This is a genomic window from Citrobacter sp. wls829 (genome assembly GCF_005280825.1).
Lineage (GTDB): Bacteria > Pseudomonadota > Gammaproteobacteria > Enterobacterales > Enterobacteriaceae > Citrobacter > Citrobacter gillenii.
Map to the genome: position 1 here is coordinate 17,609 of NZ_SZWP01000069.1, position 17,432 is coordinate 35,040.

17 protein-coding genes and 1 pseudogene are annotated in these 17,432 nt (G+C 50.9%); 13 read left to right on the forward strand and 5 right to left on the reverse strand.

The window, feature by feature from the left end; all coding sequences use genetic code 11:
- Positions 1-153 precede the first annotated feature (153 nt).
- The 3 genes from FDW88_RS14705 to FDW88_RS14715 all read left to right on the forward strand — a co-directional run bounded on the left by FDW88_RS14705 (position 154) and on the right by FDW88_RS14715 (position 3,221).
- Positions 154-864 (forward strand): GntR family transcriptional regulator, encoded by a 711-nt coding sequence (locus FDW88_RS14705; protein WP_096758881.1) that lies wholly within the window; start codon positions 154-156, stop codon positions 862-864.
- A gap of 8 nt (positions 865-872) precedes the next feature.
- On the forward strand, positions 873-1,856 hold the full coding sequence (locus FDW88_RS14710; protein WP_096758880.1) for a sugar phosphate isomerase/epimerase: 984 nt from the start codon (positions 873-875) through the stop codon (positions 1,854-1,856).
- Between the two features lie 99 nt (positions 1,857-1,955).
- The gene (locus tag FDW88_RS14715; RefSeq protein ID WP_096758879.1) at positions 1,956-3,221 is read left to right on the forward strand and encodes an MFS transporter; all 1,266 of its coding nucleotides are present in this window, start codon (positions 1,956-1,958) and stop codon (positions 3,219-3,221) included.
- A gap of 64 nt (positions 3,222-3,285) precedes the next feature.
- Here FDW88_RS14715 and FDW88_RS14720 read toward each other — a convergent pair whose 3' ends face one another.
- Together FDW88_RS14720 and FDW88_RS14725 are read right to left on the reverse strand one after the other, a co-directional pair.
- Complete coding sequence (locus FDW88_RS14720) at positions 3,286-4,074, reverse strand: DeoR/GlpR family DNA-binding transcription regulator (RefSeq protein WP_115259818.1); 789 nt, start codon at positions 4,072-4,074, stop codon at positions 3,286-3,288.
- Between the two features lie 39 nt (positions 4,075-4,113).
- The gene (locus tag FDW88_RS14725) at positions 4,114-5,010 is read right to left on the reverse strand and encodes a sugar kinase (protein ID WP_135912782.1); all 897 of its coding nucleotides are present in this window, start codon (positions 5,008-5,010) and stop codon (positions 4,114-4,116) included.
- Positions 5,011-5,182: 172 nt separating this feature from the next.
- On the opposite strand from FDW88_RS14725, the gene yihU reads away from it, so the two are divergent.
- The 10 genes and pseudogenes from yihU to fabY all read left to right on the forward strand — a co-directional run bounded on the left by yihU (position 5,183) and on the right by fabY (position 14,835).
- Positions 5,183-6,073: a sulfolactaldehyde 3-reductase gene (gene yihU, locus FDW88_RS14730; protein ID WP_115259816.1), complete on the forward strand. Its 891-nt coding sequence runs from the start codon at positions 5,183-5,185 to the stop codon at positions 6,071-6,073.
- 25 nt (positions 6,074-6,098) lie between these two features.
- The gene (locus FDW88_RS14735) at positions 6,099-6,986 is read left to right on the forward strand and encodes an aldolase (RefSeq protein ID WP_115259815.1); all 888 of its coding nucleotides are present in this window, start codon (positions 6,099-6,101) and stop codon (positions 6,984-6,986) included.
- Positions 6,987-7,018: 32 nt separating this feature from the next.
- Positions 7,019-8,029 carry a zinc-binding dehydrogenase gene (locus tag FDW88_RS14740; RefSeq protein ID WP_135912780.1) on the forward strand — a complete coding sequence of 337 codons (1,011 nt, stop codon included), beginning with the start codon at positions 7,019-7,021 and terminating at the stop codon, positions 8,027-8,029.
- Between the two features lie 70 nt (positions 8,030-8,099).
- Positions 8,100-9,533 (forward strand): MFS transporter, encoded by a 1,434-nt coding sequence (locus FDW88_RS14745; protein ID WP_115259813.1) that lies wholly within the window; start codon positions 8,100-8,102, stop codon positions 9,531-9,533.
- A 91-nt stretch (positions 9,534-9,624) separates the two neighbouring features.
- Positions 9,625-10,991 (forward strand): annotated as a pseudogene (locus FDW88_RS14750) (MFS transporter).
- Positions 10,981-11,874, forward strand: a complete 894-nt coding sequence (locus tag FDW88_RS14755) for an aldose 1-epimerase (protein WP_135912777.1) — start codon at positions 10,981-10,983, stop codon at positions 11,872-11,874. The pseudogene FDW88_RS14750 and the gene FDW88_RS14755 overlap by 11 nt, the downstream one beginning before the upstream one ends.
- A gap of 75 nt (positions 11,875-11,949) precedes the next feature.
- Positions 11,950-12,549, forward strand: coding sequence for a glucose-1-phosphatase (gene yihX / locus FDW88_RS14760; protein ID WP_096758866.1), 600 nt, complete (start codon positions 11,950-11,952; stop codon positions 12,547-12,549).
- A complete protein-coding gene (locus tag FDW88_RS14765) occupies positions 12,543-13,409 on the forward strand; it encodes a virulence factor BrkB family protein (RefSeq protein ID WP_115259810.1) in 867 nt (288 codons plus the stop codon). The genes yihX and FDW88_RS14765 overlap by 7 nt, the downstream gene beginning before the upstream one ends.
- A gap of 2 nt (positions 13,410-13,411) precedes the next feature.
- On the forward strand, positions 13,412-13,849 hold the full coding sequence (dtd, locus tag FDW88_RS14770; RefSeq protein ID WP_096758864.1) for a D-aminoacyl-tRNA deacylase: 438 nt from the start codon (positions 13,412-13,414) through the stop codon (positions 13,847-13,849).
- 44 nt (positions 13,850-13,893) lie between these two features.
- Positions 13,894-14,835: a fatty acid biosynthesis protein FabY gene (fabY, locus tag FDW88_RS14775; protein ID WP_153064726.1), complete on the forward strand. Its 942-nt coding sequence runs from the start codon at positions 13,894-13,896 to the stop codon at positions 14,833-14,835.
- Positions 14,836-14,961: 126 nt separating this feature from the next.
- On the opposite strand, the gene fdhE is transcribed toward fabY, so the two are convergent.
- From fdhE to fdoH, 3 genes are read right to left on the reverse strand one after another with little or no spacing between them, the layout of a single operon-like run.
- Positions 14,962-15,891 (reverse strand): formate dehydrogenase accessory protein FdhE, encoded by a 930-nt coding sequence (gene fdhE, locus FDW88_RS14780; RefSeq protein ID WP_096758859.1) that lies wholly within the window; start codon positions 15,889-15,891, stop codon positions 14,962-14,964.
- The gene (fdoI, locus tag FDW88_RS14785) at positions 15,888-16,523 is read right to left on the reverse strand and encodes a formate dehydrogenase cytochrome b556 subunit (protein ID WP_096758858.1); all 636 of its coding nucleotides are present in this window, start codon (positions 16,521-16,523) and stop codon (positions 15,888-15,890) included. The genes fdhE and fdoI overlap by 4 nt, the downstream gene beginning before the upstream one ends.
- Positions 16,520-17,422 carry a formate dehydrogenase O subunit beta gene (gene fdoH / locus FDW88_RS14790; protein ID WP_137362839.1) on the reverse strand — a complete coding sequence of 301 codons (903 nt, stop codon included), beginning with the start codon at positions 17,420-17,422 and terminating at the stop codon, positions 16,520-16,522. The genes fdoI and fdoH overlap by 4 nt, the downstream gene beginning before the upstream one ends.
- Positions 17,423-17,432 lie beyond the last annotated feature (10 nt).

The following is a 17,432-nucleotide window of genomic DNA, read 5'->3' on the forward strand; positions in this document are numbered from 1 at the left end:
GATTCCCTGCCTCAAGAAATACTCTCCCCTCAAGATGTCTGGCTTAAGAGAGCTTGGTCACAAATTTTTCTAAAGCTCAACGCGGGTGTTTGCTTTCTTTTTCATCGTCAGCGTATGATTAAACCATCTGGTTTAAACCAAGCGAATTAAACAATGACGAGTAATCAGTCGACCGTTGAGAATGCGAAAGAGAAGTTAGATCGTTGGTTAAAAGATGGGATCACCACTCCGGGCGGAAAACTGCCCTCGGAAAGGGAGTTGGGAGAGTTGCTGGGGATCAAGCGCATGACGTTACGTCAGGCGCTATTAAACCTGGAGTCTGAATCCAAAATCTTTCGTAAGGATCGCAAAGGGTGGTTCGTTACCCAGGCACGCTTTAACTACAGCCCGGAATTGTCAGCAAGCTTTCAGCGCGCCGCGCTTGAGCAGGGTAGAGAGCCTTCCTGGGGATTTATCGAGAAAAGCCGGGTTTCTCAGTACCCGGACGTTGCCGCGCCGTTGGTGTCAGCAACACCGTCTGATGAACTGTATCGGATAACGGGCTGGGGAGCGCTGGAAGGGCATAAAGTTTTCTATCATGAAACGTTTATCAACCCGAAGGTCGCACCGGGATTTATTGAGCAGCTTGAAAGCCAGTCATTTTCTTCGGTATGGGAAAATGAATATAAAAAAGAAACGGTAATCAAAAAACTGGCTTTTAAACCTGTCAGAATGGCCGGCGACATTAGCAAGTTTATTGGCGGTTCGACTGGAATGCCCGCCATTCTTATTGAAAAACACCGGGCTGACAGTGATGGAAATATCGTACAAATAGATATTGAGTATTGGCGATTTGAAGCAGTTGATCTCTTCATTAACTTGTAGGTACGTTTATGGTCACTAAAGACAATGCACATAAAATTCTGGCGCGGGTAGATAATCTTCCTCTTTATCTTCACGCTTATGCTTATCATTTGAATATGCGCGTTGAACGCATATTACCGAATGATTTATTAGATATTGCCAGTGAAAATAATCTGCGTGGGGTGAAAATCCACGTCCTTGATGGTGAACGCTATTCTCTTGAAAATATGAATGATGAAGCACTGTCAGCATTTGGCGACAAAGCGCGTCAGCTACAGCTTGATCTGCATATCGAGACCAGTTCTTCTGATAAAAAAGCTATTGACCAGGCTGTCGCTATCGCATTAAAAACAGGCGCCTCTTCGGTGAGGTTTTACCCGCGCTACGAAGGTAATCTTCAAGAGGTGCTTGCAATCATTACGCAGGATATCAAATATTTGCGCGATTGCTATCAGGATAGCGGACTGACCTTTACCTTAGAGCAGCATGAGGATTTAAAGAGTCATGAATTGGTATCGTTAGTTCAGAACAGTGATATGGAGTCGCTCTCTTTACTGTTTGATTTTGCTAATATGATCAATGCCAATGAGCATCCGTTGACGGCGTTAGACACAATGTCTCCGCATATTACCCAGGTGCATATTAAAGATGCATTAATTGTAAATGAGAATGCGGGACTGGGCCATAAAGCCTGTACTTCGGGTCAAGGGGATATGCCGTTTAAAGATCTGCTGACCAAACTTATTTGCTTAGGTGATGAGAAGCCGCAGGTAACGGCTTACGGGCTGGAAGAAGAAGTGGATTATTACGCCCCGGCATTTCGTTTCGACAATGAAGGAGATAACCCCTGGATCCCATGGCGCCAGATGAGCGAAACACCGCTACCGGAGCCAGAACTTCTCGAAGAACGTTTGATTAAAGAAAAAAATGATGCCATCCAACAAATACAATTTGTGCGTAGCGTGCTACAACAAATTAAAAATGAGGCGCATCACATTCTAACTCATTATTAATATCTAACGCCTTTATTTAGAATTCATAGTCCATTCCTGATGAATGGGCGTATTTTTATATTTAAAACAAATGATTAAATAAATCATTTAGGGGATGCTATGCTCACAAAAAAGAAATGGGCGCTTTTTAGCCTGTTAACGCTGTGTGGCGGTACAATTTACAAATTACCCTCACTGAAAGATGCGTTCTATATTCCGATGCAGGAATACTTCCATTTGACTAACGGTCAGATTGGTAACGCGATGTCAGTGAACTCATTTGTAACTACCATAGGTTTTTTCTTATCTATTTATTTTGCAGACAAACTTCCACGTAAATACACTATGTCTCTTTCCCTTATTGCTACGGGGCTGCTGGGGGTTTATTTGACCACCATGCCTGGCTATTGGGGGATCCTCTTTGTCTGGGCGTTATTTGGTGTTACCTGCGACATGATGAACTGGCCGGTGTTATTAAAATCCGTTAGCCGACTCGGCAACAGCGAACAACAAGGGCGTCTGTTCGGCTTTTTTGAAACGGGCCGCGGTATTGTGGATACGGTTGTCGCATTTTCTGCACTGGCCGTCTTTGCCTGGTTTGGCAGTGGTCTGTTGGGGTTCAAGGCCGGTATCTGGTTTTACTCTGCAATTGTCATTATGGTCGGGATCATCATCTTCTTTGTTCTGAACGATAAAGAGGAAATCCCCGCCGCAAAAATCCATGATGCTGAAGATGCGCCGAAAAATCCAAGCATGTCGTCAGTTCTGAAAGATAAGACTATTTGGTTAATCGCGTTTAACGTCTTCTTTGTTTATGCCGTGTATTGTGGGTTGACGTTCTTTATCCCATTCCTGAAAAACATTTATATGCTGCCCGTCGCGCTGGTGGGGGCTTATGGGATTATTAACCAATATTGCCTGAAAATGGTTGGTGGCCCGATTGGTGGACTGATCTCAGATAAAATCCTGAAATCACCGAGTAAATATTTATGCTACACATTTATGCTCAGCACAGTGGCACTGTTGCTGCTGATCGTTCTGCCGCATGAAAGTATGCCCGTTTATTTAGGTATGGTGTGTACGCTGGGCTTCGGCGCCATCGTATTTACTCAGCGCGCTGTATTCTTTGCCCCGATTGGTGAGGCCAAAATCGCAGAGAATCAAACGGGTGCGGCAATGGCGCTGGGTAGCTTTATCGGTTATGCCCCGGCGATGTTCTGCTTCAGTATGTACGGATATATTCTGGATTTGAACCCAGGGCTCATCGGCTACAAAATTGTGTTTGGTATTATGGCCTGCTTCGCTTTCTGTGGGGCGATTGCATCTGTTCTGCTGGTTAAGCGAATCAGTGAAAGAAAGAAAATGCTGCAAGCGGAACAGGCGTGATGCGCGTTTACGTCAGGTAGTATGAAAAAGCCGCTGATTGTCAGCGGCTTTTTCATCAATACGATCAGGATGCTTCCTGATCGGCAATGACCAATTCAATGTTCTCTACATCAAGCAATTGCTTGAAAGCATTGGGCGGCGGGGCATCGGTAAAAAATGCCCTGATTTTACGCATATTACCGATGGACACCGCGGCCGATGCGGTAAATTTGGTGTGATCGGCAACCAGTAGTGTATTACGCGTATGCTTGATCATTGTCTTGGCGACAAGTGCCTCGTTAACATCAAATTCTAGCAGTGTACCGTCTTCTTCAATGGCGCCAATACTGGTGATCAAATAGTCAGCCCGGAACCCTTCAATAAAGTTCACCGCCCCTGGTCCAACGATTCCGCCATTATGTGCGCGTAGCGTTCCACCAGGTACCATGACTTCAATATCTTGATTCTTATACAGGATCTGCGCGACGCGAAGACTGTTTGTGATAATGCGTAAGTCCCGACGATTTAACAAAGCGCGGGCGACGGCTTCCACTGTTGTACCGATGGTAATAAAAACAGTACACCGTTCCGGGAGATAATCGGCAACCGCCTCCGCTATTGCTTCTTTTTCCTGGGTAAGTGACAACTCTCGCTGCTCGAAGGCGGTATTCATGACGCTGGATACGCGTCCGGCCCCCCCATGATGGCGGGTGATCAGACCTTGCTCACTAAGCTTACGAATATCCCTGCGCACCGTTTGCGTGGAAACGTCCAGCAATTGCGCCAGTTCTTCGATATTCATATAGCCGCGTTCTGTAATGTAATGAACAAGTTGATCGTGTCGCGGATTACCGGTGACTTCAATGATGCTCATGAATACTCCTGGACTTCTTCCCCGTAAATACTGGCTATTTTACGCATAAAGTGACAAAAATGATTCGGTTTGCGCACGATTAGGAATTCCGGCACGCCCACCTGGCTGTGTACATTTCATCGCGGCCACTGCGCTTGCGAAGCGAATCGCTTTCTCGGTTGGCATTTTCTCCGCCAGGGCAACTGCCATGGCACCATGGAAAACGTCACCGGCCCCAGTTGTATCGACCACATTGACAGAAAATGCGCCCTGTTGACACAAATCTCCTTCGTCAATCCATTGTGATCCCTCACCACCCAACGTAACGTAGACTTTACCATCAGTTTGTTCGGCGGCTAGTTTCAGAGCCTGCTCTGCATCATCCAGGCCGGTCATCCGCTTAAGCCCTGGAGTCGAAAAAACCGCATGATCGGCAAGCGCCACTAATGGCGTAATGTCCTGAGGTGTCATATCGGCATCCAGCAGCGTCATGACACCGGCGGCACGTGCCAGTTGGAAGGATTTGAATGTTCCTTCATGCCAGCGTACATCGGCCAAAACCATGTCATAGCGAGTAAAATCAATCGACTCCAGCCACTGTGCATCCGTATCCAGGTCAGGGCTCGGGTAGTTGACGATGATTCGCTCCCCGTGCTGATCGACCAGAATGGCAGACTGCGATGAACGCGCGTTGGGATATTGACGGCAGAATTCAGTATTCACTCCCCAACTGCGAAGTTCATTCAGTAATGTGTTACCACAGCTATCGTCACCCACGCGGCCGATAAAATCGACGTCGATACCGAGTCGGGCAATTGCCACTGCCGCCGTTGCCGCTGGGCCACCCCCTGTCTCCATATACTGATTTGACTGATATTTCCCCCCGCCATCAGGCAGGCTGTTCAGAGAGTAGATTCGGTCCTGAACGGTGATTCCAACGCATGCAATTTTGGTCATATTTGTTTTGTCCTGTGTGATCTTGTCTTCTTTTGTTCATTTTAATGACATAAATGATCAAATTAGTGACGCGTGTCTTGTTTTTAGTCATAAATTACAAATATGCTCAAAAACAGACGAAAATGAGTTTTTAATTGTAATTATTTTGTCAACCTGAGACAGGAGACCGTTCATGACAACCGTTGCATTTTTGGGATTGGGCCAGATGGGTAGCCCAATGGCTAACAACCTGTTGCAACACGGATATGTATTACGCGTGTTTGACGTAAACCCGAAGGCCGTTACGGAGTTAGTACAAAAAGGTGCGATTGCCGCCCAAACTCCCGCAGAAGCCGCAAAAGACGCCGAATTTATTATCACCATGCTGCCAAATGGCGACATCGTTCGGCAAGTGCTGCTGGGCAAAGATGGTGTGAGCGAAACCCTGTCCCCTGATGCGCTGGTGATTGATATGTCCACCATTCATCCATTGCAAACTGATGCCTTGCTCAATGAGATGCAAGAAAAGGGTATCAGCATGATGGATGCGCCAGTGGGTAGGACCTCCGTTAATGCCATTGATGGAACTCTGCTGATTCTCGCAGGGGGGACACCTGAGCAAGTTGAGCGTGCGCGTCCTGTTTTGATGTGTATGGGCAATGAATTAGTGGAAGCCGGTGGTCCTGGAATGGGGATCCGCGTGAAGCTCATCAACAACTACATGAGTATTGCGCTGAATGCCTTATCTGCGGAGGCCGCTGTGCTTTGTGAGTCCCTGGGGCTAAGCCTGGATGTGGCCATTAAGGTCATGAGCGGTACTGCCGCAGGCAAGGGACACTTTACGACAACCTGGCCAGGAAAAGTGCTGAAGGGCGATTTGTCCCCGGCCTTTATGGTGGACTTGGCGTTGAAAGACCTGCGCATCGCCGTTGATGTCGCGAATCAGACCGGTGCCCCGCTCAATATGGGAGTGGCGGCAGAAACGTATTACACCCGTGCTAGTGAAAACGGCCGAGGTCGCCAGGACTGGAGCGCGTTGTTATCTCAGGTTCGTCAGTTGGCTGGCCGACCAGATTCTCTTTAAATTTTAAATGTTCACAGGAGTTACTATGTCTTCCCACAATACCCCCTACACGCTGAAAGATATTTCTCGCCCAGGCGGTGGATTTGCCATGCTAGCCGTCGATCAGCGTGAGGCGATGCGCCTGATGTTCGTGGCTTCTGGGCATCCAAAACCGGTTGCTGACAGCGTATTAACGGACTTTAAAGTCGCAGCAACCCAGATTCTTTCACCTTATGCTTCCGCTGTGCTTGCGGATAAACAATTTTGCCTCGACCAGATTGTGGCACAAGGTGCGGTTGCTGAATCTTGTGGTCTGATTGTGGCGGCTGATCATTTTGTCCCAGGCAACGGCATCCCGGTTGATAGTGTGGAAATCGATAGGGCAATTGACCCGCATAAAGCCCGTGAGATGGGTGCAAAAGCAATGAAGTTGCTGGTCCTTTGGCGTGAAGATGAACCAGCAGAAGCGCGTCTGGCTATGGTGGAGGAGTTTGTCCAACGTTGTCGTAGCGCCGGGTTGGTGAGCATCATCGAGCCGGTTGTTCGTCCTCCTCGCCGTGGTTGGGAGTTTGATCGTGAAAGTGCCATTCTCGCTGCTGCTGCTGAACTTGGCGGTACTGATGCCGATCTCTATAAAGTCGAAATGCCATTAGGTGGTAAGGGTGATGAACAGACCCTGCTTACCGCATGTCAAAAGCTTCATGAACACATGAAAATGCCATGGGTCATTCTTTCCTCTGGGGTTGATGCCGATATCTTTGGCCGTGCTGTCCGCATCGCCATGAAAGGTGGTGCTTCCGGGTTCCTGGCTGGCCGAGCTGTGTGGGCGTCGGTCGTGGGGGCTCAGGATCCGCAAACGATGCTGCGTGATGTGTCTGTTCCGCGTCTACAACGCCTCGCTGAAATTGTTGATGAAGGTATTTCTCAGCGTTAATCACCTATTGTTAGCGAATCTGGAGCAGAACCATGGAAAAAATTACCCAAGTTCTCTTTTCTGATATTGGGAAAGTGACGACCCAGTATATTGAGCTGCCGCACCAGGAACTAAAACCGCAGGAAGTCCGCATCGCACCGGTATTCTACGGAATTTGCGGCTCTGACCTGCATGTACTGAAAGGGGGTCATCCATTTGCCAAACCTCCGGTTGTGCCAGGGCATGAAATTGCGGCACGCGTAACGGAAGTGGGCAGTGAGGTGACGAATGTCAAAGCGGGCGATCATGTCGTTGTCGATCCGATCATGGCCTGCATGGAATGCCGTGCCTGTAAGGCCGGTCGCTTCAATCTGTGTGAGCCACCCCAAGTAGCTGGTTTCCGCGCGCCAGGATTTGCCCGCTCGCAGCATATTGTCCCGGCGCGAAACTGCCATGTTGCACCTGCCTCGCTACCGCTGAAAGCACTGGCTTTTGCCGAGCCGGCAGCCTGCGCGCGTCACTGTGTAAGCAGAATGCCGAAAGCCTCACTGGAGAGCGTGTTAGTGATTGGTGCAGGAACCATTGGCTTATCCATTGTTCAGGCTTTGCGCATTATGGGTGCGGGAAAAATCACCGTTATCGAACCTGATGCCGCCAAGCGTGCATTGTCATTAAAGCTTGGCGCGGCTGACGTTTTGGCTCCGGGTGAACTGGATCCGCAGGCTCGCTTTACGGGCGCGATAGATGTTGTTGCTGCTCAAGCCACGCTGAATGATGCCTTTACCCACGTCTATGCCGGGGGAACGGTGATGTGCATGGGTGTTCCGAGTGGTCCTCGTGAAATTCCACTGCCTATGATGCAGCGTTTTGAACGCGATCTGCTGAATTCAGGCATGTATATCCCTGAGGATTTTGATGCGGTAATTGAGTGGCTGGCAGATGGGCGGTTTGACACCAGTGAACTGGTGACCGATCTCTTCCCGGTTGAGGATGCAGCAAAAGCATTTGAACGTGCGCAGCAAAATGACTCGATAAAAGTCATGCTGCAATTTGCTGAGGCTTGATGGCATTACCCTCTGTCTGGCGCTGCTTCACGGCGGCGCCACCCTACAACAATGAAAAAAGGATACTGCGATGAGTCACATCACCAGTCCTGCACCTTATTCAATCGGTCGTCCCCAGGACGTGATTGATATTGTTAATAAACATTCAGCAGTAAACACCAGCGTTGGCATCATTTTTATCGCGCTGGGCGGAATCCTTATCGATGCTTATCAGGCGGCAATGGTTGGGTTTGGTAATAAATATATCGCCATGCAATTCGGTATCTCACCGGGGCTTGCGGCAACGGTTAATGCCTCTGTTTTAGTGGCAGCTTTGATTGGTGGGCTGCTGGCGAACCGCGTGATTAATCGCTTTGGTCAAAAGCGCGCATTTATCATCGGGATGGGTTTGTGCACGATTGGTGCTGCAGCCGTTGCGATAGCGCCCAACATCTGGTGGGTGCTGGTTTGTCGGGTGATTATGGGATTCGGTCTGGGCATTGATTTCCCGTTGGCAACGAATGCTGTTGCCGAACTGCGTGGTTCAACGTCCAAGAAAACCGGTTCGTCAGTCAACCTCTGGCAAATGGCCTGGTATGTATCAACTACTGTTGTTTATCTTGTGCTGCTCCCGCTACTGCTGTCGGGCATCGCTGAAGAGCAATTATGGCGTTACGGGATATTCGTAGGTGCGATTTTCGCGGTCATTATCATGATCCTGCGATACTTTTTTATTGGTGAGTCCGCCATGTGGGCGGCGCGAGTCGGACGTTATGATGAGGCGTGCGGCATTCTGGCCAAGCGCTATGGTGTTCACGCTCGCGTTGCGGCGCCTTCACAACGTGGAGATGGCTCTGCGGAAAAAACAGAAAGTAAGTTTCATGGCGGGTATGGCATCTTATTTAATTCCCGTTATCGTAAACGGACCATCCTCGGCTGCGTCGTGGCCACTATGCAGGCCTGGCAATACAACGCCGTGGGCGTTTATTTGCCGCTGACGCTGGCGGGGATTCTTAGCGGAGGATTAACCGGAGCGCTCACTGGTTCAGCGGTCGTGAATGCGCTGTGTGGTATCACCGGTGGGTTAATCGGCTCGCTTATCCTCCAGCGTTTAGGTACCCGCCTCCAGTCGATGTATGGCTTTGCTATTGTGACGATTGCGCTACTGGCATTAGGTGCTTTGGCAACGACAAACCCATGGCTTTCATTAGGTCTGTTAGGTGCCATTATTTTCTTCCATTCGGCAGGCCCTGGTGGCTTAGGGATGACCATCGCCACGTTGTCTTACCCACCTACGATTCGCCCTACAGGGGTTGGATTCGCCCGCGCCATTATGCGTACCGGCGCGATAGCTGGGCTTATTTTCTGGCCGATGTTGTGGGGCGCGTTAAAGACGGAAGCATTCTATTGGTTAGCGATCGTTCCTTTCCTCGGATTCCTGACGTGCGTATTGATTAAGTGGGAACCCCTTGGTGCCAATGTTGACGCTGAAGATGCTGAGGTTCTGGCTGAACTGGAGAAATAGTCAGTAAGCGCGTCGGTATAGATCGGCGCGCTTTATTTATTCATCAATGGTTTTATTCTGCGGATTTCTCACCGACCCGGAGAGGAAAGTTATGGCTGAAAGTGAACAGGTACCAAAAGAAGGACTATCCGGCAAAGCCATGAGACGCGTTGTCATGGGGAGTTTCGCCGGTGCGTTAATGGAATGGTACGATTTTTTTATTTTTGGAACAGCTGCAGGGTTGGTCTTTGCCCCGCTATTTTTCCCTGACAGCGATCCGTTTATTGGTTTAATCGCCGCCTTCGCGACCTTCGGTGTCGGTTTTTTATCGCGTCCGCTGGGGGGCATTGTGTTTGGCCACTTTGGCGATAAAGTTGGCCGCAAGATAACGTTGATTTGGACATTAGGTATTGTCGGTACCTCAACGTTCTTAATTGGTTTTATACCTACCTACCAGGACATTGGGATCTGGGCTCCGATTATATTGATGGTTCTGCGCCTGATTCAGGGATTTGGTCTGGGTGGGGAATATGGTGGGGCGGCGTTGATGACTATTGAATCTGCGCCCGAAGCGAAGCGCGGATTTTTAGGATCGCTCCCGCAAACGGCGGCTTCGGTTGGGATTATGCTGGCGACAGGCGTGTTCGCGCTATGTAATCACTTCCTGACTCAGGAGGAATTTCTTTCCTGGGGATGGCGCATTCCCTTTTGGCTCTCTGCTGTCATGTTGATTGTTGGATTGTTCATTCGACTTCATACCGAAGAGACGTTGGATTTCCAACAACAGCAACCGGCCAGACCACATGAAAAATCAACGCCCCCGCTGATTGAACTCTTCCGTAAACATCCACGTAATATTTTGCTGGCGCTAGGTGCCAGGCTGGCGGAGAGCGTTTCGTCCAATATTATTAATGCCTTTGGGATTGTCTATATTTCCAGTCAGCTTGCGTTATCAAGGGACATTCCGCTAACCGGTATGCTTATCGCATCGGCGATTGGCATTGTGTGTTGTCCCCTGATTGGCTGGATTTCCGACCGCGTAGGGCAGCGGAAAATGTACTTGTTTGGGGCCGGTTTTTGCATCCTGTTTGCCTTTCCTTTCTTCATGTTGCTGGACACAAAAAGCACGCTCATTATCTGGTGCAGTATGATCCTGGGTTATAACCTCGGCCCAATGATGATGTTTGCCGTACAGCCCACGTTGTTTACTCGCATGTTTGGTACTCGGGTCCGCTACACGGGCCTTTCATTTGCCTACCAGTTCTCTGCGATTTTGGGTGGGTTAAGCCCGCTTATTGCTTCCAGCCTGTTGGCCTTAGGCGGTGGTAAGCCGTGGTATGTCGCACTGTTCCTGTTTGTTATCTCAATACTTTCATTTATTTGCGTCTGGCTTATCGAGCCCCATTCAGACAATAAAAATGACGCTAACGCGAATTAACTTCTTACCGAAATATCAGAGAACCATTACATGAACACTGAATTTAATACTGAACATCGACAAGCATTACAGCGTGCGTTTGATGCCCCTTGGCCGGGTCCTGTTGGTCAATCTGTTCTGCTTGAAAAAGGAAATATTCGTCTGCAGCTTTTCCCGCAAGACGGTGCCAGAATCACGTCATTACAGGCGTTTGGTTTTGAAGTGTTGCGACAATGGGAACCGCAGCGAAGAGCATTTCAATACGGCTGCTTCCCCATGGTACCTTGGGCGGGACGCCTTGGGTATGCGACGCTGAACGTGGGGGAGAATCAGTATGCTTTGCCTGCTAATAAGCCGCCTCATGCTCTGCACGGCATGGCTTGTTACTCATCGTGGGAGATCGTTGAGCAAAAGGCGGATGCCTTGACGCTGCGTATGCCGTTGGAATCCCCATGGCCCTGGCAGGGCGAAGTGCTGCAAACGCTGACCCTTGAAGAGGATACGCTCATTCTACGCCTTGAAATTCATTCAGGTGCAGGTTCATTCCCGGCATCAGCGGGCTGGCATCCTTGGTTTGCTAAACGCCTCGGCTTGCAGCATGAGGATGCAGAACTGCAGGTGTTATTCAATGCTGACTGGCAGGAGGAGGCTGGGAGCAATGAACTTCCGACAGGCAACAAAATTCCTCCGCAATCGGGTCCGTGGGATGACTGCTTCGGTTTTTCTTCCGGTCTGAATGTCAGATTACAATGGCCAGGTAAGCTGAGTATGGTGATGACATCGGCGGCACAAAGCCTGGTCGTCTTTGATAAACAACCTGACGCGACATGTGTTAATCCACTCACTCAGGCACCTAATGCCATTAACCTGACGCCGCAGTTTGTCAGCGCTGGTTTACCGCTGGTGATTGAGTCTCGCTGGCAATTTAACGATGAAGGCGAATAATCGCGACTGGCACGCATAGTCAAACTTCTCCTTTCCCGCTACAGTTATTCATCCATGGCGAGTAAGGAGAAGGACATGCTCTATATCTTTGATTTGGGTAATGTGATTGTCGATATCGACTTCAATCGCGTGTTAGGCACATGGAGCGATCTGAGCCGTGTCCCGCTGGCTTCGCTAAAGCAAAGTTTCACCATGGGGGAGGCTTTTCGCCAACATGAGCGGGGTGAAATAACCGATGAGGCGTTTGCCGAGGCGCTGTGTCACGACATGGCGCTGCCGTTGAGTTACGAACAGTTTTCCCATGGCTGGCAGGCCGTTTTTGTTGCGCTACGCCCCGACGTCATCGACATCATGCATAAACTGCGTGAGCAGGGGCATCGTGTCGTGGTGCTGTCGAATACCAACCGCCTGCATACGACATTTTGGCCGGATGAGTACCCAGAAGTTCGCCAGGCTGCGGACCATATCTATCTTTCTCAGGAACTCGGCATGCGTAAACCCGAAGCGCGGATTTACCAGCATGTTCTGCAGTCCGAAGGTTTTTCTGCCGCAGATACGGTCTTTTTTGATGATAACGCCGATAATATTGAAGGGGCTAACCAGTTAGGGATCACCAGCATCCTGGTCGTTGATAAAACGACCATACCTGACTATTTCGCGACGGTGTTATGCTAAAAAACGTGCATCAAAAAGCCAGGCACCATACGCGTCCTGTACGGGCCTGGCTGAAGTTATTATGGCAACGCATTGATGAGGACAACATGACGACACTGGCGGGCAACCTGGCTTACGTCTCGTTGCTTTCGTTAGTGCCGCTTATCGCCGTTGTTTTTGCGCTTTTCGCCGCATTTCCCATGTTTTCCGACGTCAGCATTCAGCTGCGACATTTTATATTCGCTAATTTTATTCCGGCCACCGGCGATGTTATTCAGCGCTATATCGAACAGTTTGTCGCGAACTCGAACAAAATGACCGCCGTCGGCGCATGTGGGCTGATTGTGACGGCTCTGTTGCTGATGTATGCCATCGACAGCGCACTGAATACCATTTGGCGCAGCAAACGCACCCGGCCCAAAGTGTATTCGTTTGCGGTGTACTGGATGATTTTAACGCTGGGCCCGTTGTTGGCGGGTGCCAGTCTGGCGATCAGCTCTTATCTTTTGTCCCTGCGCTGGGCCAGCGATCTCAATACCGTTATTGATAACGTCCTGAGGGTATTGCCGCTGGTGCTCTCCTGGCTCTCATTCTGGCTGCTGTACAGCATTGTACCTACCACGCGCGTACCCAATCGCGATGCGGTGATCGGCGCTTTTGTCGCCGCGGTGTTGTTCGAAGCTGGGAAGAAAGGATTTGCGCTCTATATCACGATGTTTCCGTCTTATCAGTTGATTTACGGCGTGCTGGCGGTGATCCCCATTTTATTCGTCTGGGTATACTGGACGTGGTGTATCGTCTTGCTAGGCGCGGAAATAACTGTCACTCTCGGTGAATACCGCAAACTCAAACAAGCCGCAGAACAAGAAGAAGCAGAATAAATATGATTGCATTGATTCAGCGCGTAACCCGTGCCAGCGTCACCGTGGAGGATGAGGTGACGGGTGAAATTGGCCCAGGACTTTTAGTTTTATTAGGTGTCGAAAGGGATGATGACGAACAGAAAGCGAACCGCCTTTGCGAGCGCGTGCTCGGCTATCGAATTTTTAGCGATGCCGAAGGTAAGATGAACCTGAATGTACAACAGGCGGGTGGCAGCGTGCTGGTGGTCTCACAGTTTACGCTGGCGGCAGATACCGAACGGGGCATGCGCCCGGGCTTCTCAAAGGGCGCTGCGCCCGATCGTGCAGAAGCGTTATATGAATACTTTGTTGAGCGCTGTCGCCAACAGGAGATGAATACGCAAACCGGACGATTCGCTGCGGATATGCAGGTTTCACTGGTTAATGATGGCCCCGTGACGTTCTGGTTACAGGTATGAACCAGCTTCCGGCGTGGTCGCGGGTAACAAGAGAGAATACAACTATGTATCACCTTCGAGTGCCGCAAACAGAAGAAGAATTGGCGCGTTACTACCAGTTTCGCTGGGAGATGTTGCGTAAACCACTGCATCAGCCAAAAGGCTCCGAGCGGGATGCCTGGGATGCGATGGCGCACCACCAGATGGTGGTGGATGAAGAGGGCAATCTGGTCGCGGTAGGGCGTTTGTATATCAATGCGGATAACGAAGCCTCCATACGCTTTATGGCTGTAGACCCGTCCGTGCAGGAGAAGGGCTTAGGCACGCTGATGGCGATGACCCTGGAATCTGTGGCGCGTCAGGAAGGGGTCAAGCGCGTAACCTGTAGCGCCCGTGAAGATGCGGTCGAATTTTTTGCCAAGCTGGGTTTTGTGAGCCAGGGTGAAATCACCACGCCGCAAACCACGCCGGTACGCCACTTTTTGATGATCAAGCCCATTGCCACACTGGATGATATTCTTCATCGCGGTGACTGGTGTGGACAGCTTCAGCAAGCCTGGTACGAACATATTCCGCTGAGCGAGAAAATGGGCGTGCGTATTCAGCAGTATACCGGGCAAAAATTCATTACCACGATGCCCGAAACCGGCAATCAAAACCCGCACCATACCCTGTTTGCCGGAAGCCTGTTTTCTCTGGCTACGTTAACCGGTTGGGGGCTGATCTGGCTAATGCTGCGCGAGCGCCATTTGGGCGGAACGATTATCCTCGCCGATGCGCATATCCGCTACAGCAGACCGATCACCGGCAAGCCGACGGCCATTGCCGATCTGGGTTCGCTGAGTGGTGATCTTGACCGTCTGGCGAGAGGCCGTAAGGCGCGTGTCCAGATGCAGGTAGAGGTCTTTGGCGATGATGCGGCAGGTGTGGTGTTTGAAGGCACCTACATTGTGCTACCCGCAAAACCATTTGGTGCCTACGAAGAAGGTGGAAACGAAGAGGAGTAGGGGCAAATCCCTGTTTTTCATTCTACCCCGTTCGCTATTGCTAACGATTCCAGACGAGTTATTCAGGCATTAAGCGTCTAAAGGACAACCCGGCAGCGTGAAATGCTCACCGGGTTGTGAGTAGACTTACTCCCCTTCACCCGGGAACAGGAACGGGTTGATGGAGCTGCGGGCAAAGCCCTCTTGCTCCATGTGCGCGTCCAGCATCAGCGAGGCGAGGTCGTCGGCAACGGCTTCGACATTGGGGTCTTTTTCCTGATACAGAATCTTCAGGTAAGTCCCGCAGTCGCCGCAGCTTTCAGCTTTAATCGCAGACTGTTCGTTATCCAGTGACCAGTAGTTCAAATCACGGCTTTGCTCGCAGTTGCTGCACTTCACGCGCACCACGTGCCACTCGGTTTCACACAGGTTGCAGTGCAGATAGCGCAGCCCCTGAGTGGTACCGATTTGCACCATGCTGGAGACTGGCATCGAACCGCACACCGGGCAGAACTGGCGCTGTTCACCGTATTCCGCTCGGGCTTTGCCGGGGATCAGGCTGGCCATTTGTGCCCAGTAGAGCGACAGCGCGGCCCAGATGAACGGCGCTTTATCACTGCTGACCGACGCAAAATCAGAAGCAAACAGCGCGCTGGCCATCAGTTCCAGCTCTTGCTCGGAGGCTTTTTCCAGATTCTCGATCACCGCTAACGCAGGGCCGCTCATTTCTGGTTTCAGCTCAGCAATTAACGATTGCAGCAGTTTTTGCCAGTGCTTATCGCGTGGCAGAACGTGGATATCCAGCGGCGGTTTACCCTGATCGTTCGCTTCTTTGATGCGCGCGGTCAGGTCCATCTGCAGCGGATGGTCGTACAGCACCACTTCCTGCGCATGAGCGATCAGCGCAGCAAAGCGCAGATAATCACCCAACGGGTTGTTTTCGGCCAGCTCGCGCAGACGCTCAGCACGGCGGTTATACAAATTTTTGAGTCTGGGGAACAATAACGGCGGAATCATATCCGCCGTGCGTTTCTCGCTCGAACCCAGCTCATCTTGCGGGATTATGCGAATACTCATTCAGATGACTTTTCCTGTTTCTGGCGGACTTCACGGTACCAGCGTGGGTGATGTTTCTTCGCCCATGAGCTGGTGACCCATCCTTCCACCATCGCGGTAATGGTGCCTTTCACCCAAAGGGCGGCGTAAATGTGCACCATGATAACCACAATTAACGCTACTGCGGCAAATGAATGCAGCATTAACGCGAATCGGATCACCGGGATTGAGAAAGCAGGCGCAAAATACGGGCGCCAGATGATCACTCCGCTCACCAGCAACAGGACCAGGAAGATAATCGCCGCCCAGAATACGCATTTCTGGCCGAAGTTATAACGTCCCGTGTCACCTACTTCCTCGTTGACGACGATCTTACGAATATTCTTCGCCCAAAAGATATCATCCCGATTGATTAGATTGTGGTGCCAGTAACGGAAAAACATGATGATAAACGAGGCAAACATAATCACGCCGACAAACGGGTGCAGAATTCGCGCCAGCTGCGGGGTGCCCATGATTTGCATCAGCCAGTTGAAGGATGGGAAGAAAAAGCCCAGCCCGCTTATCGCCGCCAACATGAAGCAGAAGGCGGTGACCCAGTGGTTGATGCGTTCCGGCGCTGTATAGCGCACGATGGTGTCACGTCGTTTCATTTGCGCACCTCGTCTTTTTCTTCATGCAGATTGTCTTCTTCCTCTTCCGCACGGTTCGGACCTACGCCGACGTAGTGGAAGATGCTGGCCGCAAATGTCGCTGCAAAGCCGACCGCTGCGAGGGGTTTCCAGATGCCTTTCCAGAACTTCACGGTGGCGCTGATTTCCGGGTTTTCCGGCAGGCCATGGTACAGATTCGGCTTGTCGGCATGATGCAGTACGTACATAACGTGCGTACCGCCAACGCCTATCGGATCGTACAGTCCGGCGTTATCGTAGCCACGGGTCTTCAGCTCTGCCACGCGCTCGCCTGCCAGCGTTTTCATCGACTCTTTGGTGCCGAAATGAATCGCGCCGGTTGGGCAGGTTTTCACGCAGGCCGGTTCTTGTCCTACCACAACACGGTCAACGCACAGCGTACATTTATAGACGCGATTGTCTTCCGGGTTGAGGCGCGGCACGTCGAACGGACAGCCTGCAATGCAGTAGCCGCAGCCAATGCACTGCTCGGACTGGAAGTCGACAATGCCGTTGGCATACTGAATGATTGCCCCTTCCGCCGGACACGCCTTCAGGCAGCCCGGATCGGCACAGTGCATGCAGCCATCCTTGCGGATCAGCCACTCCAGTTTGTCGTCTTGTTCCACTTCCGAGAAGCGCATCACCGTCCAGGATTTGGCGGTCAAATCGGCGGGGTTGTCGTACACCCCAACGTTGCTGCCGATTTCATCGCGGATATCGTTCCACTCTGAGCAGGCCACCTGACAGGCTTTACAACCGATACAGGTGGTGACGTCGATGAGCTTGGCCACTTCCTCCTGGTGATCCCGCGCCTGAGGCGCGGGGGTGAAACCGTTAGTGGCGGATCGACGAATGATGTCTTGCGATTGATAAACCATAGGTCGTCTC